Origin of the sequence: Bacillus sp. AFS098217, from assembly GCF_002551815.1 — a bacterium.
Taxonomy (GTDB): Bacteria; Bacillota; Bacilli; order Bacillales; family Bacillaceae_G; genus Bacillus_A.
Genome location: NZ_NVPR01000032.1, coordinates 1 through 26,750 on the forward strand (window position 1 = coordinate 1; position 26,750 = coordinate 26,750).

26 protein-coding genes and 1 pseudogene are annotated in these 26,750 nt (G+C 35.3%); 9 read left to right on the top strand and 18 right to left on the bottom strand.

What is annotated here, in order from left to right; translation table 11 throughout:
• Nucleotides 1-46: 46 nt before the first annotated feature.
• Entirely contained in the window at nt 47-436 is a 390-nt protein-coding gene (gene comJ, locus COO03_RS08060; protein WP_141523259.1) for a competence protein ComJ, read from the bottom strand.
• An 18-nt stretch (nt 437-454) separates the two neighbouring features.
• Nucleotides 455-889: a DNA-entry nuclease gene (nucA, locus tag COO03_RS08065; RefSeq protein WP_097896630.1), complete on the bottom strand. Its 435-nt coding sequence runs from the start codon at nt 887-889 to the stop codon at nt 455-457.
• 239 nt (nt 890-1,128) lie between these two features.
• Between nucA and COO03_RS08070 the strand changes: the two genes are divergently transcribed.
• On the top strand, nt 1,129-1,872 hold the full coding sequence (locus COO03_RS08070) for a DUF3967 domain-containing protein (RefSeq protein ID WP_097896632.1): 744 nt from the start codon (nt 1,129-1,131) through the stop codon (nt 1,870-1,872).
• Between the two features lie 101 nt (nt 1,873-1,973).
• On the opposite strand, the gene COO03_RS08075 is transcribed toward COO03_RS08070, so the two are convergent.
• Nucleotides 1,974-3,242 (bottom strand): sensor histidine kinase, encoded by a 1,269-nt coding sequence (locus COO03_RS08075; protein ID WP_097896634.1) that lies wholly within the window; start codon nt 3,240-3,242, stop codon nt 1,974-1,976.
• Between the two features lie 310 nt (nt 3,243-3,552).
• On the opposite strand from COO03_RS08075, the gene COO03_RS08080 reads away from it, so the two are divergent.
• Together COO03_RS08080 and COO03_RS08085 are read left to right on the top strand one after the other, a co-directional pair.
• Nucleotides 3,553-3,753, top strand: coding sequence for a hypothetical protein (locus tag COO03_RS08080; protein WP_097896636.1), 201 nt, complete (start codon nt 3,553-3,555; stop codon nt 3,751-3,753).
• Between the two features lie 100 nt (nt 3,754-3,853).
• Nucleotides 3,854-5,017 (top strand): aminotransferase A, encoded by a 1,164-nt coding sequence (locus COO03_RS08085; RefSeq protein WP_097896638.1) that lies wholly within the window; start codon nt 3,854-3,856, stop codon nt 5,015-5,017.
• A gap of 5 nt (nt 5,018-5,022) precedes the next feature.
• Here COO03_RS08085 and COO03_RS08090 read toward each other — a convergent pair whose 3' ends face one another.
• The 4 genes from COO03_RS08090 to COO03_RS08105 form a co-directional block, all read right to left on the bottom strand.
• Complete coding sequence (locus COO03_RS08090) at nt 5,023-6,051, bottom strand: LacI family DNA-binding transcriptional regulator (protein ID WP_097896640.1); 1,029 nt, start codon at nt 6,049-6,051, stop codon at nt 5,023-5,025.
• 279 nt (nt 6,052-6,330) lie between these two features.
• Nucleotides 6,331-7,173: a maltosaccharide ABC transporter permease MalD gene (gene malD, locus COO03_RS08095; protein ID WP_026590150.1), complete on the bottom strand. Its 843-nt coding sequence runs from the start codon at nt 7,171-7,173 to the stop codon at nt 6,331-6,333.
• Nucleotides 7,174-8,475, bottom strand: a complete 1,302-nt coding sequence (locus COO03_RS08100) for a carbohydrate ABC transporter permease (protein ID WP_097896642.1) — start codon at nt 8,473-8,475, stop codon at nt 7,174-7,176.
• A gap of 76 nt (nt 8,476-8,551) precedes the next feature.
• Nucleotides 8,552-9,811 (bottom strand): extracellular solute-binding protein, encoded by a 1,260-nt coding sequence (locus tag COO03_RS08105; RefSeq protein WP_097896644.1) that lies wholly within the window; start codon nt 9,809-9,811, stop codon nt 8,552-8,554.
• A gap of 316 nt (nt 9,812-10,127) precedes the next feature.
• Between COO03_RS08105 and COO03_RS08115 the strand changes: the two genes are divergently transcribed.
• The gene (locus COO03_RS08115) at nt 10,128-11,888 is read left to right on the top strand and encodes an alpha-glycosidase (protein WP_097896645.1); all 1,761 of its coding nucleotides are present in this window, start codon (nt 10,128-10,130) and stop codon (nt 11,886-11,888) included.
• A gap of 41 nt (nt 11,889-11,929) precedes the next feature.
• Here COO03_RS08115 and COO03_RS08120 read toward each other — a convergent pair whose 3' ends face one another.
• On the bottom strand, nt 11,930-13,606 hold the full coding sequence (locus COO03_RS08120) for a glycoside hydrolase family 13 protein (protein ID WP_097896647.1): 1,677 nt from the start codon (nt 13,604-13,606) through the stop codon (nt 11,930-11,932).
• 265 nt (nt 13,607-13,871) lie between these two features.
• On the opposite strand from COO03_RS08120, the gene COO03_RS08125 reads away from it, so the two are divergent.
• Nucleotides 13,872-14,972 carry an ABC transporter ATP-binding protein gene (locus COO03_RS08125; protein ID WP_097896648.1) on the top strand — a complete coding sequence of 367 codons (1,101 nt, stop codon included), beginning with the start codon at nt 13,872-13,874 and terminating at the stop codon, nt 14,970-14,972.
• Between the two features lie 69 nt (nt 14,973-15,041).
• Here COO03_RS08125 and COO03_RS08130 read toward each other — a convergent pair whose 3' ends face one another.
• Nucleotides 15,042-15,551: an SDR family NAD(P)-dependent oxidoreductase gene (locus tag COO03_RS08130; RefSeq protein WP_097896650.1), complete on the bottom strand. Its 510-nt coding sequence runs from the start codon at nt 15,549-15,551 to the stop codon at nt 15,042-15,044.
• A gap of 421 nt (nt 15,552-15,972) precedes the next feature.
• Entirely contained in the window at nt 15,973-16,428 is a 456-nt protein-coding gene (locus COO03_RS08135) for an RDD family protein (RefSeq protein ID WP_097896652.1), read from the bottom strand.
• A gap of 131 nt (nt 16,429-16,559) precedes the next feature.
• Between COO03_RS08135 and COO03_RS08140 the strand changes: the two genes are divergently transcribed.
• Nucleotides 16,560-16,991: a DUF3997 domain-containing protein gene (locus COO03_RS08140; RefSeq protein ID WP_097896654.1), complete on the top strand. Its 432-nt coding sequence runs from the start codon at nt 16,560-16,562 to the stop codon at nt 16,989-16,991.
• Between the two features lie 324 nt (nt 16,992-17,315).
• Here the strand turns inward: COO03_RS08140 and COO03_RS08145 are convergent, their stop codons facing one another.
• Both COO03_RS08145 and COO03_RS08150 read right to left on the bottom strand, forming a co-directional pair.
• Nucleotides 17,316-18,068: a hypothetical protein gene (locus COO03_RS08145; RefSeq protein WP_097896656.1), complete on the bottom strand. Its 753-nt coding sequence runs from the start codon at nt 18,066-18,068 to the stop codon at nt 17,316-17,318.
• Nucleotides 18,069-18,208: 140 nt separating this feature from the next.
• Nucleotides 18,209-18,507 (bottom strand): annotated as a pseudogene (locus COO03_RS08150) (DUF4184 family protein); the annotation flags it as partial.
• A gap of 520 nt (nt 18,508-19,027) precedes the next feature.
• Here COO03_RS08150 and COO03_RS08155 point away from each other — a divergent pair.
• The gene (locus COO03_RS08155; protein WP_097896658.1) at nt 19,028-19,789 is read left to right on the top strand and encodes an AAA family ATPase; all 762 of its coding nucleotides are present in this window, start codon (nt 19,028-19,030) and stop codon (nt 19,787-19,789) included.
• A 43-nt stretch (nt 19,790-19,832) separates the two neighbouring features.
• Here COO03_RS08155 and COO03_RS08160 read toward each other — a convergent pair whose 3' ends face one another.
• Entirely contained in the window at nt 19,833-21,008 is a 1,176-nt protein-coding gene (locus COO03_RS08160) for an acetyl-CoA C-acetyltransferase (RefSeq protein ID WP_097896659.1), read from the bottom strand.
• A gap of 434 nt (nt 21,009-21,442) precedes the next feature.
• The gene (locus COO03_RS08165) at nt 21,443-21,736 is read right to left on the bottom strand and encodes a DUF3928 family protein (RefSeq protein WP_097896661.1); all 294 of its coding nucleotides are present in this window, start codon (nt 21,734-21,736) and stop codon (nt 21,443-21,445) included.
• 484 nt (nt 21,737-22,220) lie between these two features.
• Between COO03_RS08165 and COO03_RS08170 the strand changes: the two genes are divergently transcribed.
• Nucleotides 22,221-22,838, top strand: a complete 618-nt coding sequence (locus COO03_RS08170) for an ImmA/IrrE family metallo-endopeptidase (protein WP_097896663.1) — start codon at nt 22,221-22,223, stop codon at nt 22,836-22,838.
• Between the two features lie 478 nt (nt 22,839-23,316).
• Here the strand turns inward: COO03_RS08170 and COO03_RS08175 are convergent, their stop codons facing one another.
• Together COO03_RS08175 and COO03_RS08180 are read right to left on the bottom strand one after the other, a co-directional pair.
• A complete protein-coding gene (locus tag COO03_RS08175) occupies nt 23,317-24,084 on the bottom strand; it encodes a DUF1129 domain-containing protein (RefSeq protein ID WP_097897050.1) in 768 nt (255 codons plus the stop codon).
• Entirely contained in the window at nt 24,084-24,416 is a 333-nt protein-coding gene (locus COO03_RS08180) for a PadR family transcriptional regulator (RefSeq protein WP_097896665.1), read from the bottom strand. Before COO03_RS08180 ends, COO03_RS08175 begins: the two co-directional genes overlap by 1 nt.
• A gap of 195 nt (nt 24,417-24,611) precedes the next feature.
• Between COO03_RS08180 and COO03_RS08185 the strand changes: the two genes are divergently transcribed.
• The gene (locus COO03_RS08185; protein ID WP_097896666.1) at nt 24,612-25,388 is read left to right on the top strand and encodes a 3-hydroxybutyrate dehydrogenase; all 777 of its coding nucleotides are present in this window, start codon (nt 24,612-24,614) and stop codon (nt 25,386-25,388) included.
• A gap of 193 nt (nt 25,389-25,581) precedes the next feature.
• Here the strand turns inward: COO03_RS08185 and COO03_RS08190 are convergent, their stop codons facing one another.
• Complete coding sequence (locus COO03_RS08190) at nt 25,582-25,743, bottom strand: YvrJ family protein (protein WP_097896668.1); 162 nt, start codon at nt 25,741-25,743, stop codon at nt 25,582-25,584.
• A gap of 127 nt (nt 25,744-25,870) precedes the next feature.
• On the bottom strand, nt 25,871-26,650 hold the full coding sequence (locus tag COO03_RS08195) for a carbon-nitrogen family hydrolase (protein WP_097896670.1): 780 nt from the start codon (nt 26,648-26,650) through the stop codon (nt 25,871-25,873).
• Nucleotides 26,651-26,750: the final 100 nt, after the last annotated feature.

Genomic DNA, 26,750 nt, shown 5'->3' on the forward strand with positions numbered 1-26,750 from the left:
AAGACTTTCTCCACAGCCTGAGAAAAGCCACGATAACGTGGCTTTTTCACTCTTGATTTTCAAAAAACAGTTCATATTGTACCTTGTACAGTTCATCATCCGTTGGCTCCTCAAGTGGCATTGCTTGTAACACCAACATATAGTTACCTTTTGGAATTGCAATATGCAATGTATCAGAAAGAATACTCCTTACAAAAACCCCATCGTTTTCTACCGTAAAAGGAACGGATATCGTTCTCACGACTCCCTCTTTCTCATTATGCTTTCCAACAGATGCTTTGATTTCACACGTATAATCGGAAATTGCTTCAAAGATAATTACACCTTCTGCTTTGGCATATCCCCTCTCAAAATCTTCATTACCCCAGTCTACATAAGGTTGTTCTCCACCATAATTCATCACGATTAATTGTGAATAGGAAATTGTTAACTCCACAAACACCATCCCCTTCTACTATTTCACCACAAATTTTACACGTGTCCCATCTGGATACTTATCTAGCTTATTTCCCACCCATGAACCTGCGCCTCTATTATCAGCAGGGCTAATATATTCAATATGCGCACCTTTTCCACCTTCTTTACACATTGCCATCGGCCATTCATCACGATCATATCCTTTTTTTACTGGATACGGTGCTAAAGACAACTTCCTTCTATCTCCCGTGCCATTTCGATCAATCGTACAAATTTTCGAGTGGCCTTCTTTTATCGCATCTGCAATGTGCTTTCCCGTTTCTGGATAACGTTCTTTTGGGAATTCTAGAACTTGATCATATGTAACTTCTTTCTGACTCTTTGGTTCTGCAGGTATAAGTGCTTCATAGACAACGACAAAAATAGAAAGAATAGCAATAATCGAAATAATAATACCTTTTAACTGCTTCATGTATGTGCCTCCACTTTTTAATCCTCTTGCCTTTCCTAGGTTATTATAGCAAACTTCTTTTATATATGTTTTCAGACATTATTTTAGTTGTTCCTCTTCTTTATGCCAAAAATGTTCATTTTTCCTCAGGTTTTCACTAATCATGTAGAAAACTTCTAGGTTTACGACATTCTTTTTCAAAGGAAGTCAAAGTAAAAGATTGAATTGGTATATACGATACTTTTTGGGGAGGAAATGTCATGGAGGCAATCTATAAAACGAAGGATGTCACGAATAAAACAGGAATCCCGAAACATATAGTTCGAAAATATAGTCAACTTTTAGAACAACACGGTTATACAATTACAAAAACCGCTGATGCTCGTATATATAAAATGGATGATCTAAAACTATTGAAATCAATCCATGAACGAGCAGCCAAATTACAAGAAGATATTACAGAAACAATTCCTATTATTTTAAAAGAAAAAGACAATCCACCTGTACCAGCGATAAAGAAAAATCAAGAGGTCCAAACCAAAGATGAAGGCCGAAATTTTGAAGAATTCATGCTAAAACTTGAAATGTTAGCTCAATTAAACGAAGCCATTATTCATCAAAACTCTACCTTAATCACACAAAATCGATTAAAAGATGAAAAACTAGATGTATTAATGCAACAGGTCTATGTAAAAGAAGAAAAACAAGAAGAAATGCTCCAAGATCTCATCGATCATGCAGCTCAAACAGATGCCTTGCAAAAAGAGAAGATGGACTTATTAATGAATCATATGTATAAGCGTGAATCAAAACAAGAAGAAAAAATGAATAAACTTGTCAATCATGTTTATAACAAAGACAACAAGCGAGATACACAGCTTATGCAAGTCATTCGTGAAATTCAAGAAACAAAGCGATTAATTGCCGCATCAAAAGAACAAAGTCTATTTCAATCACTTAAAAATTTATTCGTTCGCGTTAAACAGGAAAAAACAAATGAATAGACCCTTAACCATAATGTATTTTTCACTACCTAGAAATTAAGATTCTACAATCCATTCATACAAAATAATAAAAAGTTACCTTCTATCGGTAACTTTTATTCTTAATTTCTAACTGCTGGTAATGTAATAATTGCTTCTGTACCTTTCCCACTCTCACTGTTATACTCCAGCGTACCATTATGTGCTTGTAAAATACTAAAAGTCACCATAAGCCCTAGACCCGTTCCTTTTTCTTTCAATGAATAATACGGTTGTCCAAGTCTTGCTAACTGTTCTTTCGTCATTCCAATACCGCTATCTTTTACTCGTACTATAATGATTTCACCTTTTTGATTAGCAGTTACTTTTAAATATCCTTTGTTTTCCTGAATCGCTTCAATTCCATTCTTTACAACATTCATAATAGCCTGTTTTAATTTCGTCTTATCACCTATCGTATATAGATTCTCAGAAATTTCAACTTGTAAATACACACCTTGCATCGCCGCAAATGAAGACATTAACGTAGTCATTTCAATCAACTGCGCCGATAAACAAATATGTTCTTTTTTCTCAATTTGTGGCCTCGCTAAATTTAAGTAATCCGAGATGATTTGTTCAGCACGATCTAGTTCCGCCAATACAAGGCGCATATAATCCTTGTTCTTCATATCTTCTGTACTATCCAATAATTGGATAAATCCCCGAACAACTGTAAGTGGATTTCGAACTTCATGCGCAACACTTGCTGCTAATTCACTTACAATGTTCAATTTTTCCGACTTTTGCATCTCTGTACGTAGCAATGCGTTTTCGTTTAAATATTCCGTTAAATACACTTGAAATATCATTGTCATAACCATAACAAACGAGGCGCATATATATCCACCATATAAATGTGACATAGGCGGTGTAAATCCAATTCCTAATAACACATCGAACATTCCAAGTACTAGGCAGATAAGCGCATATAAAGATGAGATGATGAAAGATAAAATAAGTTTCTTATTCCTTGGAAAAACAGACCACTTTTTTGATAACAATAATGGAATAATGATAAGGAACACAACTTCTAATATACGAAACCAATTTAAATCATTTAAAAACCATTCGTATACGATAAAAATAAAAGCTGGAATAATCCCTACAATTCCTCCATACAAGAAACCACTCATAATTGGGATTGCATGAAAGTTGTAATCGCAACCTTCTTTAAAACAAATCGGGTATGTCATAGAAAGGACAAGCGTAATACTGGATAAAAACATAATAAAGTAGCGATTGGGCTTTGGAAGCATATCTTGATAGCGATTGAGACGAATCGCTTCGTATAAAAACAGTGGCAAAATAATGATTGCAACTTGGATCATTAAGTCGCGGATTAGTTCCATACCCTTTCATCCCCTACATGCATTTTGATTTGATTATATCATTTTATAGGATCGTTTGTTTTAAAATTTAGACTTTTCTTAACATATTTGTAAATCATTTGTGAAGAGTCGTTAAGAAATGTTACAACTTTCCGAAATGATTGTAAACCCTGTACCAAATTACCATGATGCAGTATACAATGAATACGGATTAAAAAATAAAACAAAAAATAGTCCAATAAACGGACAACTATAACAACATAAAGCATATAATCCATACTATCTATGTTTACAAATAAGTGACCATTATTTTAGTAGGAGGAAGATAAATATGGCAGGAACTACACTTGTTTTAAAAGAGGAGAATTTGATTGTTCTCGAAAATGTTGATAAATCAGTATACGAAGAATTACAAGACAAAGCTGGTGAAGAGAATTGCACATGTGCTATGAATGAATCTGTTATGCACCTTGGTAAAGTCTCTTCAGTACTTTGGAATGAAGATGAAATAGATTGGGAATATGGTTATTAAAAAAGTCGCTTTAAGCGGCTTTTTTTATGCACTGAAAAGCGAAATGATTAAAACTATGGTAAAATGAAATTAATTTTCAAACGGAAGAAAGGGAGAGAAAATGGAACAATTCATTAATCCTAGAGTGAAGGATATTCAAATTTCTGGTATCCGTCAATTCTCTAATATGATTCAAAACTATGACAATATCATCTCTTTAACAATTGGACAACCTGATTTTCCAACTCCTTCTTTAGTAAAAGAAGCTGCAAAACGCGCGATTACAGAAAACTATACAAGTTATACACATAACGCTGGTCTATTAGAATTACGTAAGGCAGCTTGCCATTTTCTAAAAGAAAATTACGATTTACACTATGCACCTGAAAACGAAACCATCGTTACTATCGGCGCTAGTGAGGCAATTGATGTTACATTTCGTACCATTTTAGAACCTGGAACAGAGGTTATTTTACCAGCCCCTATTTATCCAGGCTACGAGCCTATTATTAGACTTTGCGGCGCAACACCTATTTTTGTAGATGTTCGTGAAACTGGATTTCGCTTAACAGCAGAAGCGATTCAAAATGCAATTACCGATCGAACAAGATGTATCGTTTTACCTTATCCTTCTAATCCGACCGGTGTTACACTGTCAAAAGAAGAACTAACAAATATTGTATCTGTTTTAAAAGATAAAAATATTTTCGTTCTTTCTGATGAAATTTATAGTGAGCTTGTATATGAAGAAAGTCACATGTCCATTGCTCATTTTCCAGAAATGCGTGATAAAACAATTGTTATTAACGGATTATCCAAATCACATTCTATGACAGGCTGGCGCATTGGACTTTTATTCGCTCCAAGCTATTTGGCAGGGCATATTTTGAAAGTTCATCAATATAATGTCACCTGTGCAACTTCAATCGCACAGTATGCTGCAATTGAAGCATTAACAGCTGCTAAAGATGCACCAAAAATGATGCGTCATCAATATAAGAAGCGCCGCGATTATGTATACAACAGACTTATTCAAATGGGCCTAACTGTTGAGAAACCGACTGGTGCCTTTTATTTCTTCCCATACATCGGCAATATGGCATCTTCATCATTTGACTTTGCTATTGAGCTTGTCAAAGAAGCTGGACTCGCAGTTGTCCCTGGAACAGCATTTTCAGAATATGGTGAAGGATATATCCGTCTTTCATATGCTTATAGTATGGAAACGTTAAAAGAAGGCTGCGATCGTTTAGAAAAATTTTTAAAACAAAAAGCTAAGAGATAATACTCTTAGCTTTTTGCATAACGATCACAAGTTTGACGCTTCAGTAATTTATGCGGAATAATAATGCATTTCGAAATGGATTCAGAATGCTCCACCTTGTCTACTAATGCTTTTGCAGCTTCATACCCTAATTGATAGATATTCACATCGACCGTTGTAAGCGGCGGGCTCGCAATTTCAGACAATAATGCATTATTGAAGCTCACAAGCGAAACATCTTTTGGTACGATAATCCCTTTTTTCGCAAGTGCACTTAGTACCCCAAGACCTATAAGATCGTCTGTAGTCATAATGGCCGTTGGCGGCTTTCCAAGTCCCATTAACTCTTCTACAGCTTGCTGACCACTTTCTCTTGAAAAATCAAAGTGCAAAATATATTCATCTGGTAACACAATGTCCGCTAATTTTAAAGCATCGCTCATTCCAGCTAAACGGTCTTTTGTCACAAGTAAATCAGAGCCACCACCAATAAACGCAATTTGTTTATGACCTAATGAAATGAAGTATTCTGCTACTTCTCTTGCAGCTGTATAGTTATCATTATCTACATATGTAATTTCATCTTTTCTCTCATATGGTTTTCCAATTAACACAAACGGGAAATTTTGCTCATTTAAATATTGAATAATGCGGTCATTTTCACGTGAATATAGAAGAATAATCCCTCCAATTTGACGCCCTTGTACCATTTTCACGACACCATTAAAAATCTCTTCTTCCGTTTCACCAGTTGACATATAGAGTGCATATCCTTCAACATGAGCAAATGAACTAATCCCTCGAATTACTTCTGGGAAAAATGGATTTTGAAATGCTTTATTCGCAGAGCTTGGCATTACAAGACCAATTGTTTTTGTCGTTTGATTCGCAAGACTTCTCGCATTTAAATTTGGATGATATCCCAGTTCGCTCATTACTTTACGAACACGGCGCTTTGTTTTTTCACTTATACTTGGATTATCAGCAATTACACGAGACACAGTAGAAGGTGCAACATTTGCCTTTTTCGCCACATCTTTAATTGTAACTGTCATAAAATCCCCCTCCTCTCTTCTCATTCTTTATTCATATGTATTTTTATCCCGTAGTTCCTCAGGTAGTAGGAGAAAGCGAAAGCCTCTATTACTTTATTTTATCCCTCAAAAATTATATTAATGTAAACCAATATTCTCCCTCTTCATGTATTGTAAGGGATACAGACTTATTTTCCTATACTATAATATACTATTTTTTCACATCTTTTCCCATAAGATGTCATATAAATGCTATATCATGCCCCTAAAAAAAGAGAAATGGGACATATTGTCCCATTCTCATCCTTTCGTACCTCCGGCTGTTAAACCAGAAATAAAATATTTTTGCAGGGATAAGAACAAAATAGAAATCGGTATTGCAATTAATACAGATCCAGCTGCAAATGTTGTAAATTCATTACCAAATTTTTTCGCTACCATTTCATATAACCCAACCGCTAACGTATAATTCTCTGGTGTGCGTAAAATGATGCTCGCTAAAATGAAATCTGTAAACGGACCGATAAACGTAAATAAAGCTACAACTGCCACAATCGGTTTTGCGAGCGGCATAATAATTTGCCAGAAAATACGGAAGTGCCCTGCTCCGTCCATACGAGCCGACTCATCTAATTCTTTTGGAATCGTATCAAAATACCCTTTCATAAGCCACGTATTCATCGGAATTGCTCCGCCAACATAAATTAAAATCAACGCAAGATGTGTATCAATTAATCCAGTTAATTGTGCTAAGACATAAAGTGCAATCAAAGCTGCAAAGTTTGGAATCATTTGCAAGATTAAAAATGTTAACAAACCATTCTTTCTTCCAACAAAACGATATCTTGAAAATGCATAAGCTGTAAAACTAATAGATAGTACAGAGAAAATCATCGTTAAAACACTTACTTTGAGTGTATTTTTATACCAAAGTAAATAATTGCTTTGCGAAAGATCTAATAACTTTCGGTAGTGATCTAGCGTTGCGTTTTTCGGAATAATACTTGACCCTGATAAACTATCTCCTGGATTAAACGATGAACCAACAATCCATAATAATGGATAAAAAATAATGACACACATTATGAAAATTACGAAATAACTTAATGAGAGACGTAACATCTTTTGTCGTTTTATATTCATTTACATCATATCCTCTTCTTGGAATGATTTTGTTCTCTTAAATTGCCATAATGCAACTGAAATAACGATTAACGATAAAATCATCGTAAGTGCCGCTGCTTTTCCATATTGTGCTGATGTCATCGTTAATTTATAAATCCATGAAATTAAAATATCTGTTCCCCCTGCATTTTGCCCAGATACAGCAGGTCCCCCGCTATTAAATAGATAAATAATACTAAAATTATTAAAGTTAAACGTATATTGTGTAATTAAGATTGGAGCTGTTGCATATAGAACAAGCGGCAATGTAATTTTTCGGAATTGTTGCCATGCCGTTGCTCCATCTACTGTAGCCGCTTCATACAATTCCCCTGGAATCGATTGCAATATCCCTGTTGTCATTGCAAAAATAAATGGGAAACCAAGCCATGTTTGAATGAATATTAAAGCAGTTTTCGCCCAAAATGGATCTGTCATCCAAGCAATCTTTTCGATTCCAAATAAAGCTAACACTTGATTGTTAATTGCGCCAAATGACTCATTAAACATACCAGCAAAGACAAGAATGGATACGAATGCTGGTACAGCCCACGGTAAAATAAAGATGGTACGAATCACTGCTTTCCCTTTAATCCCAGGCTGATTCACTAATATTGCTAAGAAAATACCAAGCGCCACTTGTAATGTCGTTGCAACAAATGTCCAAATCACAGTCCAAGAGAATACGCTTAAAAATGTATCTCTCCACATTGGTAATGTGAAAATATCAATAAAGTTTTTAAATCCAACCCAGTCTACTAGTTTTGCTGGAGGAGAATGATATAAATCATAATTTGTAAATCCAATTAAAATAACAAAAATGATTGGAAATACAACAACAAAAATAAGTAACAAAAATCCTGGTGACACCATTAAATATGGAAAACCTTGATCTAATAAATTACGGTATTGTTCTTTCACAGAATTTAACGGTATTCCTACATCACGCTTTTTTCCGTTTTGATAGGCATCATATAAATTAAAAGCATATATACCTAATCCAAATACAATAACGATTAGTGCTAAAATCCCTTTTACTAATAGAAAAATAGAATGGTCCCGAGGAACTTCTGTACCGAGCGTAACAATTCCCCACAATCCGATATTTAATAAATCAGCGAATGCTACAACAAATGAACCTGTTAATACAAGAAAGATAAGACCTTTTATATATTGTTTATTATATATTTGACCAATACCTGGAATAATTGACAACATAGCCGCTCGTTTCCGATGTTTTGAACCGTTCACTTCCTGCGCTGGTTCAATGGATGTTTGCATATTTCTTCCCCCTTTTTCTTCCCTTTGGAAGGAAGAGAATCCGTATCTCCCTTTTACGGGAGATACGAATCCCATCTTATTTTTTCTTACTATGATTTGCTTCAATGTTTCCTTTAATTTGTTTTACAGCTTCATCAAGTGCTGCTTTTGGCTCTTGTTTATTTGCTGCAACTAATTGAAGCGCGTCTCCAGCTGGTTTCCAAACTTCTTGCATTTCTGGAATATTCGGCATTGGAATACCATTCTCTGATTGAGCTGCCACTGCTTTTGCAGCTTCATTGTCTTTAATCATTGGATCTTCCATTACGGATTTAACAGGAGGAATTTCTTTCGTTTTTTCAAAACGGATTTTCGCGTTCTCTTCATTTGTTACCCACTCAGTAAATTTTGTTGCTAAATCCTTCTGTTTCGAGAAGCTTGTTACATGCCATCCTTTTACACCTACAAAAGTTTTCATTGGCTGACCGTTTGGTAATTTTGGCATTGGTGCTACCCCATAATCAATGCCTGCCTTTTCCATCGCTTGGAATGCCCATGGACCATTCATAATAGATGCCGCTTTTCCTTCATTAAATAATCCATCTGCAGCTGCCCCACCAGATTCACCAATAATTCCTTTTGGAAATAAATTTTCTTTATACCATTTTTGAATATATTCAGCACCTTGTACCGCACCACTATTATCTAATCCAATATCTGCTGGATTCGGTCTTCCATCTTTCTCACCAAATACATAACCGCCCATACCAGCCATAAATGCATTTGCAAAATAGAAGTTATCTCCTAACGCTAAAAATCCGTACTTCCCATTTTTTGTAAAGTCTTTTGAGAAATTAAAAAGCTCATCCATTGTTTCTGGTGCTTTTGGCATTAATTTTTTATTATAAATAAAGACTGGTGTTTCAATTGCTTTTGGTAAACCGTATAGTTTTCCGTCGTATGTTTGTGCCTTGATTGATAAATCTGTAAATTTATTTTTCACCGTATCATCCACTTTCACCTCTGAAAGTAGCCCTTCTGTTACCGCATTACCAATATGATCATGCGGCAATGTTACAACATCTGGCCCTGTACCCGCTGGACCATCGAGACGAAGTTTTTCTACTTGTTTCGTCATCTGAACCTCTTCAACTTTTACTTTCACATTATATTTCTTTTCAAAACTTTTCACTGCTGGATCTAATCCAACACCCTTTTTCTCATCTTCCCAAACAAGAAGATCATAATCTTTCTTCTCCTTGCTCGCTTCCTTTTTTCCTGAATCTTTCGGACCACATGCCGATAGCATACCGACTGCCAAAGTTGAAATTGTTAATAACGATAATGCTTTCTTCACCCTAAAAACCTCCCTAAATTATATATGTACTGGTTTAACAAATGAAAACGTTTGCACTTACTAGTTTAATAGAAGCGCAACTCATCTTCTAATCTATGAAAACGTTTGCGCTATTTGTCTATCATTATACATTCTTTTATGTATTTTGCAATATTTTCTTTTTATATTTTCCAAAAAAATTTATGATGTTATTCTTTCTATCCATTGACTTTCTTTTCAATGAATACTACTCTTATAAGCAACATTACAGCTATATTAAAAAGCAATCGTTTGCAACATGTTCTTATTTATAAAAAATTAAAGGGGGATTTTTTATATGTTTAAAGAAGCAATATACCATAGACCAAAAGACAATTACGCATACGCTTACAATGACAATACACTTCACATTCGGCTGCGCACGAAAAAAAACGATGTAGACGTAGTTTCGCTTATTCACGGTGATCCATATGAATGGCAAAATGAAAAATGGATTACTACACAAATACCCATGAAAAAAAGTGGATCAACTGATTTATTTGATTATTGGTTTGTTTCAATTGAACCGAAATTTAAGCGCTTACGATATGGATTCGAACTAACAAATAACGCTGAAACGATTATTTATACAGAACGTGGCTTTTTCTCTGAATTACCTAACGATGACGTTGGCAATTTTTTTTGCTTCCCATTTATACACAAAGAGGATGTTTTTACAGCTCCTTCATGGGTAAAAGATACAGTGTGGTATCAAATTTTCCCAGAACGGTTTGCCAACGGGGATCCTACATGTAATCCATTACATACACTTCCTTGGGGAAGCACAAACCCTACAGCTACAAATTTTTTTGGAGGAGATTTCGCCGGTATCATTCAGCACCTTGATTACCTTGTAAAACTCGGTATTTCTGGTATTTACTTTACTCCCATCTTTACCGCACATTCCAATCATAAATATGACACGATTGACTACATGGAAATTGATCCGCAATTTGGGACAAAAGAAATGTTCAAACAACTTGTGAACGCCTGCCACAAACGTGGCATAAAGGTCATGCTCGATGCTGTGTTTAATCATAGTGGATACTTCTTTGATAAATTCCAAGATGTTCTTAAAAAAGGCGAGCAATCACCCTATAAGGATTGGTTTCATATTCATGAGTTTCCGGTAGTAACCGAACCACTTCCTAATTATGATACCTTTGCTTTTACACCATATATGCCAAAATTAAATACCGCTCATCCAGATGTAAAAGAATACTTACTCGAAGTAGGACGTTATTGGGTACGAGAGTTTCACATTGACGGCTGGCGCCTTGATGTTGCAAATGAAATCGATCATACATTTTGGAGGGAGTTCCGTAGTGAAATAAAAACAATTAACCCTGAAGTATATATTCTAGGAGAAATTTGGCATGATGCACTTCCTTGGCTACAAGGCGATCAATTTGATGCTGTAATGAGTTATCCTGTTACAAATGCCCTTCTTTCTTATTTTGCACATGAAACGATTGGCGCTAATAGATTTATGGAACAAATTACAGTATCTCTTCACTCGTATTCCATGAATGTGAACGAAGCGGCCTTCCATCTATTAGGCAGTCATGATACACCGAGAATTTTAACACTCTGTAACGGAAACAAAAATAAAGTAAAACTACTTTATGTATTCCATCTTTCTTTCATCGGTTCACCATGCATTTATTATGGTGATGAAATTGGTATGGATGGAGGAATGGATCCTGGTTGCCGAAAATGTATGATTTGGGATGAAGATAAACAAGATAAAACATTATTTCAACATATAGAAACATTAATTTCATTACGAAAACAACATAAAGCATTTGGCGGACACGGAACATTTCAATGTATCGAAGCAGACGATGAACAGGGTTACATTTCTTATACGAAAACATATGAGGGAGAAACAATCTTCTTTGTTTTAAACTCAACCAACCATGAAATTATAGCTCCTATACCCTTTGATATTACTGGTAAAAAAATTATAAATTTGTATACAAATGAAGAGTTTTCAGCAGAAACAAACGCATTACAAGTTTCACTTCCCTCATATGGATTTTCAATTTTGAAATGGTAAAGCAAAAAAGCCTTGTGTCAGAAGCTGCACAAGGCTTTTCATTATTTTAATTTATATGCTCTCGTTTCATAAGGCTTCAGGACGATACTCTCAATTTTTTCATCTTGCACATTGTAATTGTTTATCAATAACTCTAAGTTGCTGTATGTTATCTCGTCTGGCATTTCAAATACACACTCATCGTCGGTAAAGTTTGCAATTACAAGTAACTTTTCATCTTTCCATGTTCTTATATAAGCAAAAATAGATGGATGCTCCTCTAAAATTAAATCATATGTTCCATACACAATGATTTGATGTTTTTTACGAAGCTCAATCAATTTCTTATAGTAATAAAAAATAGAGTTCGAATCTTGTAATGCTTGTTCTACATTGATTTCTTTATAATTAGCATTTAATCCAATCCACGGTTCTCCTGCTGTAAACCCAGCATGCTCGGTTGCACTCCACTGCATTGGCGTTCTCGCATTATCTCGTCCTTTTACATAAATAGATTGCATCACTTTTTCTTCATCTTCATCGCATTCTATTACTTTTTCACGATACATATTTAACGTTTCAATATCACGATACTCATCAATTGAATCAAAGTGAACATTTGTCATTCCAATTTCTTCTCCTTGATAAATATAAGGAGTACCTTTCATCATATGAAGTACTGTCGCTAACATTTTCGCTGATTCTATGCGATAAGTTGTATCGTTGCCAAAACGAGAGACAACACGTGGTTGATCATGATTGTTCCAATACAAACTATTCCATCCTGTATGTTCTAACGCTTTCTGCCATTTTGTTAAGTTCTGTTTTAAAGTAAGGAGCGAACACGGTTTTACATCCCACTTTCCACCTTCTCCAGAATCTAAATCCATATGTTCAAACTGAAATACCATTTGCAATTCTTGACGTTCTTCAGCAGTGTACAGTTTCGCTTCTTCTGTTGTTACACCAGGCATTTCACCAACTGTCATAATATCGTATTTAGACAATACTTCTTGATTCATTTCATGCAAATACGTATGGATATTCGGCCCATTCATAAAGTGTTGATGCCCAGATACATAACCTTCTTCCTCTGTCTTCACAGCTGGCAATCCTTCTTCTTTGGAAATAAAGTTAATCACATCCATGCGGAAACCATCAATCCCTTTTTCAAGCCAAAACTCCATCATCTCATAAACATCTTTTCGCACCCGTTCATTATCCCAATTTAAGTCTGGTTGCTTTTTAGAAAATAAATGTAAATAATATTCGTCAGTCTCTTCATCATATTGCCATGCAGACCCACTAAAAGCCGCTCCCCAGTTATTCGGCTCTTTCTCCCCTTTACCTGGACGCCATATATAATAGTCTCGATATGGATTATCTTTTGATTTACGAGATTCTATGAACCAATTATGCTCATCAGAAGTATGGTTAACGACTAAATCCATCATTAGCTTCATATTACGTTCGTGCATTGCACTTAATAGTTCGTCCCAATCATTCATTGTTCCAAACTCATTCATAATCTTACGATAATCGCTAATATCATAGCCATTATCATCGTTTGGAGATTCATAGACTGGTGACAACCAAATTACATCGATACCTAGTTTCTTTAAATAATCCAGCTTTGAAATGATTCCACGAAGATCGCCAATTCCGTCACCATTACTATCCATAAAACTACGAGGATATATTTGATATACAACACTTTCTTTCCACCATTGTTTTTCCATCATGCTACCCCATTTCATTATTTAATTACAAAATTAGGCGCAAACGTTTTCATTAATGAATGATAACAGATTCTAGAACATTTTAAAATAGCGCTTATAATTTTTTATTGTCTTTCCATGCAGAATGTACACTGCTTAATATCTGTTTTATACAAAATATGAAAACGTTTTATTTTTTTCTGTCATTTTTATTTATTTTTCCAATTTATTCGTTTATAATAAATCCAAAGAAAACGTTTGCATATTTTTTCTAGGAGGAAAAGTCATGGCAGAACTAAAATTAGAAAACATTTACAAGATATATGATAATAACGTAACAGCGGTAACGGATTTCAATTTACACATTCAAGATAAAGAATTTATTGTGTTCGTTGGTCCATCCGGATGTGGAAAATCAACGACATTACGAATGGTCGCTGGACTCGAAGATATTTCAAAAGGAGAGTTCTCAATTGATGGTAAGGTAATGAATGATGTTCCTCCAAAAGATCGAGATATCGCAATGGTTTTTCAAAACTATGCACTCTATCCACATATGAGCGTTTACGATAACATGGCATTTGGCTTAAAGCTTCGTAAAATTCCAAAAGACGAAATTGATCGTCGTGTAAAGGATGCAGCTCGAATCTTAGGACTTGAAGAATATTTAAATAGAAAACCGAAAGCACTATCTGGTGGACAACGCCAACGTGTTGCGTTAGGTCGTGCGATTGTCCGTGACGCAAAAGTTTTCTTAATGGACGAGCCTTTATCCAACCTTGATGCAAAATTACGTGTAGCAATGCGCTCAGAAATTTCTAAATTACATCAGCGACTTGGTACAACAACAATTTATGTAACACATGATCAAACAGAGGCAATGACAATGGCATCACGCCTTGTTGTTATGAAAGATGGAAAAATCCAACAAATCGGTTCACCAAAAGAAGTATATGAAACACCAGAGAATATTTTCGTTGGTGGATTTATTGGCTCACCTGCAATGAATTTCTTCCGTGGTAAATTAGCAGAACAAGACTTTGTTATAGATGATAAGATAAAGATTAAAGTATCTGAAGGCAAAATGAAATTATTACGTGAACAAGGTTATGTGAATCAAGAAATTGTACTAGGAATACGTCCAGAAGACATCCATGATGAACTTTTATTTTTAGAGGCTTCACAAGAGACAACATTTACAACTCAAATTGAAGTTTCAGAATTACTAGGGGCAGAATCTATCTTATATATGAAACTAGGAAATCAAGATTTCGCAGCACGCGTTGATGCAAGACACACGTTTGCACATGGTGATCAAATTAAGCTTGCCTTTGATATGAATAAGGCGCATTTCTTTGATTGTGAAACAGAAAAACGTATTCGCTAAAATAGTAATTTTTATTATAATATATACAAAAAAACCGTCCACGTATGTATCGAGGGCGGTTTTCAACTATTATACTAGGGTTTCTACTGTATGAAGTGATTGTTCTTCCGTACTGATAATTCCAAAAATAGGTAAATCTCTCAATATCACTTCTTCTTGCTGTTTCATAAGAGATGACGTTAATTGCTTTATTTCTATCCAAACGTCATTCACACATAGCATATTGGAATCGTTCTCTTGTTGACGTGAGAAAATAGGATCTATTTTATATAAACCAGCATTATTAAATAGCATATCAATACGATTATAAGCTTCAATTGCAACACTAATGACGCACTTCCAGTCTCCTTGTTTCTCCATATCATTGGATACAAACAGTGCCTCTCCACCTAACTCTACAATTTCCTCTGCTGTTGCTTGTCCATTTTCCCTATCAATATCCGTCACAATTACTTTTGCACCTTGTGCTGCCAACAAAAGAGCTGTACTACGTCCAATACCGATGCCACCGCCAGTTACAACGGCGACTTTCCCTGCAAGCTTCATTGTCATTACCCCTTCTGTAAGTCTTACCGTCATTCAGTATACTCCTTTCTCGGATACATCTGCAAGCAGGAAAAGGCACCTACACTCATTTGCTCTTTCTGTTTTTACTTCGCATGTGGCAAAAAAGCCCTGACCGCTTCTATGCATTCTCTCCCATCTAAAAAGAGGGGTTTTATGTTGTTTTTAATATATATTAATTTCCAATCTATTAATAATAAAAAATAGGATGTTTTAAAAATTAGCCATTGTCTATTTTTAAAACATCCTTCATCAATATGTAGGGCACTATATAGGAGATATCAGCACTATATAAATTCCATTATATTAATTTAAATTTGTTAAGTTTTACAAAAATAAAACCCGAAAAATCTAATTTATAATAAGGTTCCCCTTCTTCATATCATAAAAAAAAGGAACCTTATTTCAATATCTTTATCACTGTTTCTTACTATGATTAAACGAGACTCATCACCTTTGTCTTGGCAACTAAATCATGAAATCCTCTATTATCCTCGCGGAACAACATCATGTACACATTGCATACTGCAGGAATTCCAAGTAGCAATATGTTTGGTAATAACAATACAAAGAACCGTACGATTAACGTTTGTATCGTTAACGTTTCACTTGTTAGTGATATAAGTTTTGTCCTTGTTATTTTTTTACCAATTGTACAACCGTTCCAAACAAATGGCACAAAAATAAAGTAGATGGCCATTAATATAAAAACAAGTGTAAGATCATATCGATAATCACCTAAACTTATATTAAAACGATTGAAAATAGCACCATAATTTCCTGTTATAATGGCCACAATAGCACCATACATAACCGATATGAAAAACATATCAATAATGGAGGCACCAATGCGATTCATTACCACCGCTGGACGATGCACCTTTAACTTCATTTTATGTCGACTCCTTCGTATCCTTCTTTACCCGTTTCATCGTACCATTTCTAAAAAACATTGTAAACTGGCGTTTCTTTTCCTTTTCTTGTACAATGTGTTACAACAGCATTGTAAAGGGGGTTCTCATATTGAAGCGGTGGATAATCCTATTTTTCACTATATTATTAGCAGGTTGTACAGGGGACATAAACCATTCAGCTTACACCATCAATGATGAATATGAACTGATAAATACTTCCGGAAATGCATTTGAACTTTTCCCAAAGCAAGATGCTGTATATGCCACACAATATATCCCAGCAAAAGTCACAGAAATCGCCTGGGATGATAGATATATTATTGCAAAACAAATTGAGGAAAAATCAGATCCAAACAATCCCGAAGCAGCGATGACAAATAAACAAAACGAGCATTATTGGATTATTGACGTAAAACATAATAAACGTTTTGGGCCTTATAATGAAAAACAATTCCTAGAACAAAAAGATGCCTTTAAGATCAAAAAACAATTTCAAACTGTAGAAACGTATGTGAAAGAATTCAAAAAAGAGTCAGCCTAAGCTTAAAGCTGACTCTTTTTTACTGCAAACAGGCCCGTTCCTCACCTACTATACTAAGATTCTTTTTCATAGTAGAAAATCACCATATAAATCCATTTTCATTTTTCGACATCTAAATCCCTGCTATGCAGAACACAAAGTACCCTACACTCATTTGCTCTTTCTGTTTTTACTTCGCATGTGGCAGAAAAAGGCCCTGACCGCTTCTATGCATGAATAGATGCTCTTTCCCACCTAAAAAGAAGGGGTTTATATCGGTTTGTTAATTGATGTATATATATATTTTCACACCCCTTCATCTGACATTCCTTATACAAAAACATCTCACTTAGATAGTGAGATGTTAAATGTTTGTGGTTCTGCAACGGTTTCATGCGTATCACCGCTGGCGAGAGCATCCGTTGTAAATGCTATTTTAGTCACATCTTTTTTTTCATCATCGAGTATTAATCCAATTATACCTTCCCTTGTTTCACCTGGCTTATACTCTTCCCTTGTCACACTCTTTGTACCAACCAGCGTATCCTCTCCGTATAAGAAATTTTGCTTCGTTACATCAAATTGCTGTGTTTCATTAATCGTAACATTGTTCATGGAGAAAAATTCCATGTTTTTATCTCCACTATTTTCTACTTTATATGTAATTTCAGCATAACGTACGTTATCACTGATCTCTTGTCCACTTAATGAAGCATATAATTCAGCATCTTCACGGCTAACTTTATCTCCAAGTCTACGTTGCACTTCATCTGGGCTTAATGCTGTATAAATTTTCAATGTGTCCTTTGCCTCTTTACTCATTTGTGACAACGAAATAACTTTGACATCTTGTACATGGATTTTCATTGGAGCTACCTCAAATGTTTGATTTATATGGTTCAATTGCTCCAATTTAAATGTTCCCCAGCCTTTCTCTTTAACAGCCTGTCCAACTTTTTTCAGTTCTTTACCACCATATTCAGTCGTCTCCGGAATCGTTTCTTTCTTCTTTGGCTCCTTCTTTTCTTCCTTATGGAAGCAGCCACTTAATATAACGAGACAACTACACAAAACACAAATACTTTTCCATATTTTCATCTTCTTATTACTCCTAACACTCACATTCTTCCTCTGTTTTCACCCTTACATGTGACAAGAAAAGGCCCTGATCGCTTCTATGCATAACCAGGATGCTCTCATTCACTTAAAAAGGGGGTATGTCGTTTTTTAACTTGTATTTATATAGATAATTCTCTTGTTTTATATAAAATAGAAACAATGAGAAGCCCACAAAAACACTTATAATCCCAGACACTATTATACTCCTTATTTGTAAAATATGAAAATAAGGGGGTAACAGCGCATGAACTATACATATTACTAGAGCCACAACTGCTGACCATGCCCAATATTTTCTTTTTTCATTAACAGAAGTTCTATCTACGTTTATTTGATCTCGATATTTCCAAAGGACATATATAAAAAGCAATATTCCAAAACACGTATTCCCATGCTGTATGTATTTATATATCAGTATCATTTCCTGTAAAAAGGAATAACAGTAGCTGAATGCGCAACTGTAAACGGCTTATTTAACTCCCTTCCTAATTTAAAAACTCTATCTACATAGAATACAATCTATCATAACGATATCAACGATTTATATGCAACATTTATTTTCACATTGGAATATCTATACTTTAGATGATACAATTTCCATGTAAGTTTTGAAAGATATGGAAACAAAGAAAAATACATATGTATGAGAAGGCCTAGAATTTGCCGCTCTCCAATATATCATCTTACTCGCAAGGTGTCCCACACTTATATTTGTTGCTATATAAATCCATTTTCATTTTTCGCCATCTAAATCCCTGCTATGCAGAATAAAAAGTAACCTTCACTCGTTTGCTCTTNNCGCATGTGGCTGAAAAAGGCCCTGACCGCTTCTATGCATGGCCAGATGCTCTCTCCCCCCTAAAAAGATGGATTTTATGTCGTTTTTTTAATTGATGTATATATATTAGAAACAAAATCTTTAACGAATTGAGGTTTATATGTTGAATGAACATACAGCTTTTTTAAAAAGTGTCACCTTACAAAAAGAACATATTCCTAGTTTCTCTGTGTACCCCTATTGCTTACCCGCTATCCGGACATTACAATCACTTGATTTTCATCCCAATGTAACATTTATTATTGGAGAGAATGGAACTGGTAAATCAACATTACTAGAAGCAATTGCTGTCGCCTTAGGATTTAACGCTGAAGGTGGTACAAAGAATTTCCGGTTTACCACTCATGATTCACACTCAGCTTTGCATGAATATATTCGAATCACCAAAAGCTTCGCTACTCCAAAAGATGGATTCTTCTTGCGAGCGGAGTCGTTTTATAATGTTGCTTCCTATATTGATCAGATGGATACAAATGAAGATTCTATTTTAGGTAATAAGATCATTGATTCATACGGGGGTATATCGTTGCACAATCAGTCTCATGGTGAATCATTCTTCTCCTTATTTATGAATCGCTTTTCAGGACAAGGTTTATATATTTTAGATGAGCCAGAAGCAGCTTTGTCCCCGATGCGGCAGCTTTCTATGCTCATTCGGATGCATGAACTAGCTAAGCAAGGATCACAATTCATCATCGCAACGCATTCTCCTATTTTAATGGCTTATCCAGAGTCCCATATATATTCTTTAACACAGGAAGGCATCCATGAATCAAAACTAGAAGAAACCGAACATTATCAAACAGTGAAACTCTTTTTTGAAAATCGCGATCGATTATTTCATCATTTATTTCAATCCTGAATTGGGAGTGCATAAAAAAGAAGCAGCAGTCGCTGCTTCTTTTTTATAATGCTTCTATAAATAGCGCTACTCCTATACCGCCACCAACGCAAAGAGAAGCAATACCTTTTTCAAGGCTGCGTCTTTTTAATTCGTGAATTAAACTCACTGTAATACGTGCCCCTGTACAACCAATTGGATGCCCAAGACCAATACCACTACCGTTGACATTCACTTTTTCGCGGTTTAATCCAAGTTCCTTCTCAACTGCTAAATATTGTGCAGCAAAAGCTTCATTAATTTCTAATAAATCGGCATCTTCTAATGACCAATTTACTTTTTCTAATCCTTTTCGAATTGCTGGTGCTGGACCAATTCCCATAATTTTAGGATCTACTCCCGCCACTGAATATCCAACAATTCTTGCTAATGGTTGGAGCCCTTTTTCTTTGGCCTTTTCCTCACTCATTAATACTAAAACGGCACTTCCATCATTAATACCTGATGCATTCCCTGCAGTTACTGATCCATCTTTACAAAATGCTGGCTTTAATCCTGTCAACTTTTCAATTGTAATATCTGCACGCGGATGTTCATCCTTTGAAAATACTACTTCTTTTCTACGTTCTGTTATTGTAATAGGAACAATTTGATCATCAAAATAACCTGATTCGATTGCTTGAAGAGCTAATTGATGACTACGAAACGCAACCTCATCTTGTTCCTCCCTTGTAATTTCATATTGTTCAACTAAATTTTCTGCTGTTTCCCCCATCATAATATGATGGATTGGATCTTCTAAAATTTCCCACACCGTGTCACGGATTTCTCCATGCTGAAGACGCTGTCCCCATCGGTGTTGTTTTAATACATAAGGGCTTGAACTCATCACTTCTACTCCACCTGCAATAACAACATCACTTACACCTAACTGAATTTGCATTGCTGCTGACATAATCGCTTGCATACCTGAAGAACATTGACGCTGAATCGTATAACCTGTAACCGTTTCTGGAAATCCTGCTGCTAATGCAGCTGTTCGCGCTGTATTTGCCTCATCTGTTCTTTGAATACAATGTCCTAAAATTACTTCATCCACTTCATGAGGTTCTACTCCACCTCTTTTAACAGCTTCTTGAAGTACGGGAACAGCTAATTCTACTGGCGTTACATTTTTTAGCGCTCCCCCGAAGGTTCCAATTGGCGAACGAACTGCAGCTGTAATGACAACATTATGCATTTTGCACTTGCCCCTCTCTTATGTATCCTAGTCAGTTTTTGGATGGAATAACATAAGATGTATATCTAAAATTATCATACTACAAACACACTGAAAAAATCAAAATATTTGATATAATACAAATATATATACATCAATTAAAAAAACGACATAAAATCCCTCTTTTTAGGGGAGAGAGAGCATCTATTCATGCATAGAAGCGGTCAGGGCCTTTTTCGGCCACATGCGAAGTAAAAACAGAAAGAGCACACGAGTGGAGGTTACTTTTTATTCTGCATAGCAGGGATGTAGATGGCGAAAAATGAAAATGGATTTATATAGAAGGAAGATTCCCTTCTATTCTATTAACACATAGAAAAACCCCTTATTTTTACGTGATGTTAAAAATATTCCTACTAACAAAAAAGGGAGCATTCGCTCCCTTTTCATTACTTTTATTTTCGAAAACTTTCATATTTAACTGCTTCAAATGCCTTTTCAATCTCTTCATTCCGATAATGAACATATGTAAAACGCCCTAATTCTACTAATCGAGCGATTTCTTGTAATGCTTTTTGCTTTTCATATGTCTCTTCAATTGTTACGTGTACATAGAATTTCATAAGTGGATGTTCATATAAAGATTCCCCTACCTCTACATGCACTTCTTCCACCCCTTGAACCACTCTTACATAACTTGCAAACTGATAAACAGCTTCTCGATCTGAAACAATTTTTAATGTGTACATATATTCTCCCCCTTTTCTTTTACTATACCAGAAAAGAATTCATATAACTTTATCCAACTATGAATATTTTCTGACTTCTTCTCATTTCTTATATCCTTTCATTCGCAAAGCTATCTTTTCTGTCAAAAAACACTCCCATAATTACTGCATTTTTCTATTACTCTGTTACAAACTAGCTAAGCACTATATATACATCAATTAAAAAAACGACGTAACCCCCCTATTTTTTAGGTGGGAGAGATAATCCGGCCATGTATAGAAGCGTCCAGATCCTTTTCCTGCCCCATGCCAAGTGAAAACAAAGAGAGAAAATAAGTAGCGGTCACTTTTTGTTCTTCATAGCCGCGACTTATATGCTGGAAAATCAAAATGGATATATAGATACAATAAAATCTAGTTACTTATGGGAATTACATCCATACATATCACTTCTTCACCACATACAGTATGACAAGAAACTGTTTTCCATTTGAGGTGTTTTCCAATGAACCCATATATAAACATATGCATTTGTATTACCCCAGGATCCGATATTACAAACGACCGTATCGCAAAAGATTTAGCAGTTGCTGAATCAATATGGCACCCGATATCGTTTCGAATTAAAGATGTCATTACATTAGACGATTCCTTTCAATTTTACGATGAAGAAATTAGTTATATGGACTCTATACAAAAGCAACCAAAAGTTTCATCCTTTTTTTATACATGTGCATCACAATCTCCTGATTGTGATCTCTATATTTGCTATATCGGGAGCAATTATTTTAAAGAACACTCCGTCATTGCATGTGCCTACTCATTGGCTAAACAACAGTTTCTCACTGGATATATCGTTCTAACCAATTCCGCAGCCTCAATGAGAAACATATACACACTCGCTCATGAAATTGGGCATATTTTATTTACAAGGCGTATGAATGGAAAGCTTACCCATGCAGATCCCCACTCGCCAACTGGATCTGAACATCACCCTTCTTCAAATAATCTCATGCATCCAATCGTTCCCCGTCCTGATAGAGTCAGCATGAATTCGTTATTAACAAGAGAACAGAAGAATTTGGCTTTGCAAAGTCCTTTATTACACAGAAAAAAACAGTAACTACGATCGTTACTGTTTAGAAAATATTCTACTCTAATCTGGCTGCAAGAAACATCCATATATAACGAAAAGAAAAGTAGTCCCTTATATCTTCTTAGCATATTTCTTTGAAAATACTTTTTATACATCTAAAGCAGCCTTTTTTCTATCATACTCAATCATAGAAAATATTCTACTATATAAATCCATTTTAATTTTTCAACATATAAGTCGCTGCTATACAGAATAAAACATGACTTGCACCCCTTTGTTTTCATCTTTACATATAGCAGGAAAAGGCCCATATCACATCTATGCATGGCCAGATGCTCTCGTCCCCCTAAAAAGAAAAGAGTTTTATGTTGGCTTTTCAACTTGTATTAATGTATATAACAAGGTAACCACACCACTTTTGCGAGCTTTATATTCCGATTTATTTTACGTTCCGGAATTTTCCATCCTTTTCACCTTCTTTAGAAACTTGTATCATTCTATCTCCTTATCTAGCTGATTTCCTTCTATTGGCTTTCATCATAAATTCAATGAAAATAAGAATAAATATACTGCCATACAAGCACACTATCTGAAATAACATAGGAATTAAATCTTCTGACGTAAATGTTTTAAAAACAAACATGATAGAAAGAGGAATGACTAAATATAAAACTTTAAACCATCCTTCAAAATACACATTTGTAATTACTGTTACCATGAAGATTACTCCCGTTATCGTATAACTCTGTAATTGGTTCAATTCAATCATTCGTGTAGGGTACATCATATCGAGAATAATTACTGCTCCTAATACAACCATTGGGATGAACATCAATAAAACTTGAACAAACAATTGGTTTGAAATATTCAATCGAAAAGCTGTTTTACGAAAGGCAATATTAGGTGCTACAAGAGCAATCATTAATGCCGTACCGTACCCAATACATTGAAACAATGAGATCTGTAATTGACCGCTATCATTTATAATTAAAACAGAAGCAATAATCCAAAACGCAACGATATTCATCACTGTATATCCGATTTGTTTCCAGCTCTCTTGCCTATCCTTTTCCATTATCCGAACAAGCTCGTTTGCGTATACTTTTGGTGAACTTCCAAAAATATCTTCTACACTTTTCCCATCATTTTCTCCTTCTATTAAATGCATTTCAGCATCCTCTAAAAAACTCTCAACATCACTTTCTTTTACACCCTTTGCTGTTAAAAACATTCTCATATTTAACAAGAAATTTTGCGCTTCAGTAGATAGCATCATCCTCGTCTCCCCTTTCCTTTCAGCAAGCGCTCTACACTACTTTGCATTGCTTCCCAGCGATCCATAAATTCATCTAGTGCATCTTCACCTTTTTCTGTTAATGTATAATATTTCCGCTTCGGACCAGATGGAGATTCCTTCATCGTACTTGTGATTAATCCTTCCTTTTGCATCCTTATTAAAAGTGGATAAATGCTTCCTTCACTAGCCATCGTGAAACCATACTTCGCTAACTTTTCACTCATCTCATATCCGTATATTTCTCCTTCAGAAATGATAGCAAGAAGACACCCTTCTAAAATCCCTTTCAGCATTTGACTTGTCGACATAATTCAAATCCTCCTTCTATCTTGTTTTACAAGATAGATAAGCGTAAGTATCTTGCTTTACAAAATAGTATAGCAAAAGCTATTTTGCAAAGCAAGATAGCTAAGTATATTTTCCCATATATTTGCAGGATTTTCATTATACGCTCTCTAAATAGAGCAATAAGACAAATCTTATATAAAGGAGTGGTTTTCATCATGGTTACAAATCGAGTTATCTTTTTGACAGGTGCTGCAAGTGGGATTGGGTATGAAATGGGAAAGGCATTCGCGAAAGAAGGGGCAAAAGTTGTGATTAGCGATCGCCTCGAAGATCGCGCAAAAGAAGCTGCTGAACAGTTGCAAAAAGAAGGCTATACTGCAATTGCTTTGAAATGTGATGTTACATCAGAACAAGAAATTGAAGAAGCAATTTCTAAAACAGTGACAGACTTTGGTTCATTAGATGTCTTAATTAATAACGCAGGGATGCAACATGTTTCCCCCATTGAAGACTTCCCAACAGATAAATTTGAACTACTCATTAGAATTATGCAAATTGCACCGTTTATTGCAATAAAACATGCTTTTCCTATTATGAAAAAGCAAAAATATGGCCGAATTATAAATGTAGCTTCTATTAATGGTCTTGTTGGATTTGCTGGAAAAGCTGCTTATAATAGCGCAAAGCATGGTGTAATTGGTTTGACAAAAGTAGCAGCCTTAGAAGGAGCTGTTCATGGCATCACTGTAAACGCCCTTTGTCCAGGCTATGTTGATACCCCCCTTGTCCGTAATCAACTTCAGGACTTAGCAACAACGCGAAGCGTTCCACTAGAGAGAGTATTAGAAGATATCATTTATCCACTCGTACCACAAAAGCGATTGCTTAATGTGCAGGAAATTGCCGATTATGCTTTATTTTTAGCAAGTGAAAAAGCAAAAGGAATAACTGGCCAAGCAGTTGTTATTGATGGAGGGTATACAGCACAATAATCTTTATTGAAAAAGGATTTGCTCATTAAGAGCAGAGTCCTTTTTTACCTTGCTATTTGCGGACAATAAGATCCCCACTTCAAAATGTAGCGACAACAAAGAAGTTAGGTGGGGGATCAACTGCCCGTAAAAGCACGATTCGTGAAGGCTAATAATCTGTGGAGAATAAAGCCCCATTGATTAAAATTTCACTTTATTTTGTTTCATGAGGAGTTTCGTATCTTTTCATTTGCTGCGGGAGTTTCTCTATTGCGACAATTACACCATCTAACTTATTTTCAATACGATGTAGTAAATATAACGTCACAACAATCGGAAACCCTACATTACCAATCATCGAGATCCATTCCTCCATCTATTTCTCCCTCCTTTCTTCTAAATAAATAAGAATAAGAAAGGAATTTAGGCATAAAAAAACAAGCTACTACAAGCTTGTTTTTTTATGAAGACTACAACAAGAATAAAAATCATTTGCCAATATTTTATTTATATAATTCCGGACGGCGATCAACAAAAACTGGAATGCCTCTGCGGACTTCCTTAACCTTTTCTAATTCTATTTCCCCATGCAAAATGGCTTCTTCTTCGTCTGCTTCGACCATGATTTCTCCCCATGGATCAACAATAAGAGAATGTCCAGCAAACACATTATTTGGATCTGCTCCTGCTCTATTACACGCAACCACATAGCATTGATTTTCAATTGCTCTCGCTTGAAGAAGCAATCTCCAATGTGCTAAACGAACGAGCGGCCATTCTGCTACAACAAATAACACTTCCGCACCTTTCACTGTATGAACACGCATCCATTCTGGAAAACGAATATCATAACAAATTGTTCCCCCGCACTGCACATGATCTAAAGTAAACTCACCTGTCCCAGCACCAGCTATCAAATACTTATGTTCATCCATTAGCTGAAACAAATGCACTTTACTATACTCCTTCTGTAAGTTACCTTCGCGATCCACAATATACATCGTATTCGTAACACCTTGACTTGTCTGCTTCGCAATAGAACCGCCAACAATATTTACAGCAAACTGCTTCGACCACTTTGTAAGAAGTTCTCTTGTTTCGACTCCATCTTTATCGGCAATTTCAGGCAGTCTCTTTAAGTCATAACCAGTTGTCCAAAGTTCTGGTAATACGATTACATCTGGTTTTTCGTGCATTGCTTGTTCTATTTTTTTCTTTGCATGTTCAATATTTGTTTTCACATTACCAAAAGCAATATCTATTTGAATACATGCAACTTTCATTTCGCCAACCCCATTCTCAATTATTTTCCCCTTTACAAAGCCTTGGAAAGATTATATCATTTGTCACTAGAATTGTAACAATTTTCGAAAGAGGTGGAAA

Excerpts from the sequence above, each read along its gene's own strand:
- nucA (WP_097896630.1), bottom strand. The coding sequence starts at position 889 with ATGAAGCAGTTAAAAGGTATTATTATTTCGATTATTGCTATTCTTTCT.
- COO03_RS08070 (WP_097896632.1), top strand. The coding sequence starts at position 1,129 with ATGGAGGCAATCTATAAAACGAAGGATGTCACGAATAAAACAGGAATC.
- COO03_RS08075 (WP_097896634.1), bottom strand. The coding sequence starts at position 3,242 with ATGGAACTAATCCGCGACTTAATGATCCAAGTTGCAATCATTATTTTG.
- COO03_RS08080 (WP_097896636.1), top strand. The coding sequence starts at position 3,553 with ATGGCAGGAACTACACTTGTTTTAAAAGAGGAGAATTTGATTGTTCTC.
- COO03_RS08085 (WP_097896638.1), top strand. The coding sequence starts at position 3,854 with ATGGAACAATTCATTAATCCTAGAGTGAAGGATATTCAAATTTCTGGT.
- COO03_RS08090 (WP_097896640.1), bottom strand. The coding sequence starts at position 6,051 with ATGACAGTTACAATTAAAGATGTGGCGAAAAAGGCAAATGTTGCACCT.
- malD (WP_026590150.1), bottom strand. The coding sequence starts at position 7,173 with ATGAATATAAAACGACAAAAGATGTTACGTCTCTCATTAAGTTATTTC.
- COO03_RS08100 (WP_097896642.1), bottom strand. The coding sequence starts at position 8,475 with ATGCAAACATCCATTGAACCAGCGCAGGAAGTGAACGGTTCAAAACAT.
- COO03_RS08115 (WP_097896645.1), top strand. The coding sequence starts at position 10,128 with ATGTTTAAAGAAGCAATATACCATAGACCAAAAGACAATTACGCATAC.
- COO03_RS08120 (WP_097896647.1), bottom strand. The coding sequence starts at position 13,606 with ATGGAAAAACAATGGTGGAAAGAAAGTGTTGTATATCAAATATATCCT.
- COO03_RS08125 (WP_097896648.1), top strand. The coding sequence starts at position 13,872 with ATGGCAGAACTAAAATTAGAAAACATTTACAAGATATATGATAATAAC.
- COO03_RS08130 (WP_097896650.1), bottom strand. The coding sequence starts at position 15,551 with ATGACGGTAAGACTTACAGAAGGGGTAATGACAATGAAGCTTGCAGGG.
- COO03_RS08135 (WP_097896652.1), bottom strand. The coding sequence starts at position 16,428 with ATGAAGTTAAAGGTGCATCGTCCAGCGGTGGTAATGAATCGCATTGGT.
- COO03_RS08145 (WP_097896656.1), bottom strand. The coding sequence starts at position 18,068 with ATGAAAATATGGAAAAGTATTTGTGTTTTGTGTAGTTGTCTCGTTATA.
- COO03_RS08155 (WP_097896658.1), top strand. The coding sequence starts at position 19,028 with ATGTTGAATGAACATACAGCTTTTTTAAAAAGTGTCACCTTACAAAAA.
- COO03_RS08160 (WP_097896659.1), bottom strand. The coding sequence starts at position 21,008 with ATGCATAATGTTGTCATTACAGCTGCAGTTCGTTCGCCAATTGGAACC.
- COO03_RS08165 (WP_097896661.1), bottom strand. The coding sequence starts at position 21,736 with ATGTACACATTAAAAATTGTTTCAGATCGAGAAGCTGTTTATCAGTTT.
- COO03_RS08170 (WP_097896663.1), top strand. The coding sequence starts at position 22,221 with ATGAACCCATATATAAACATATGCATTTGTATTACCCCAGGATCCGAT.
- COO03_RS08175 (WP_097897050.1), bottom strand. The coding sequence starts at position 24,084 with ATGCTATCTACTGAAGCGCAAAATTTCTTGTTAAATATGAGAATGTTT.
- COO03_RS08180 (WP_097896665.1), bottom strand. The coding sequence starts at position 24,416 with ATGTCGACAAGTCAAATGCTGAAAGGGATTTTAGAAGGGTGTCTTCTT.
- COO03_RS08185 (WP_097896666.1), top strand. The coding sequence starts at position 24,612 with ATGGTTACAAATCGAGTTATCTTTTTGACAGGTGCTGCAAGTGGGATT.
- COO03_RS08190 (WP_097896668.1), bottom strand. The coding sequence starts at position 25,743 with ATGGAGGAATGGATCTCGATGATTGGTAATGTAGGGTTTCCGATTGTT.
- COO03_RS08195 (WP_097896670.1), bottom strand. The coding sequence starts at position 26,650 with ATGAAAGTTGCATGTATTCAAATAGATATTGCTTTTGGTAATGTGAAA.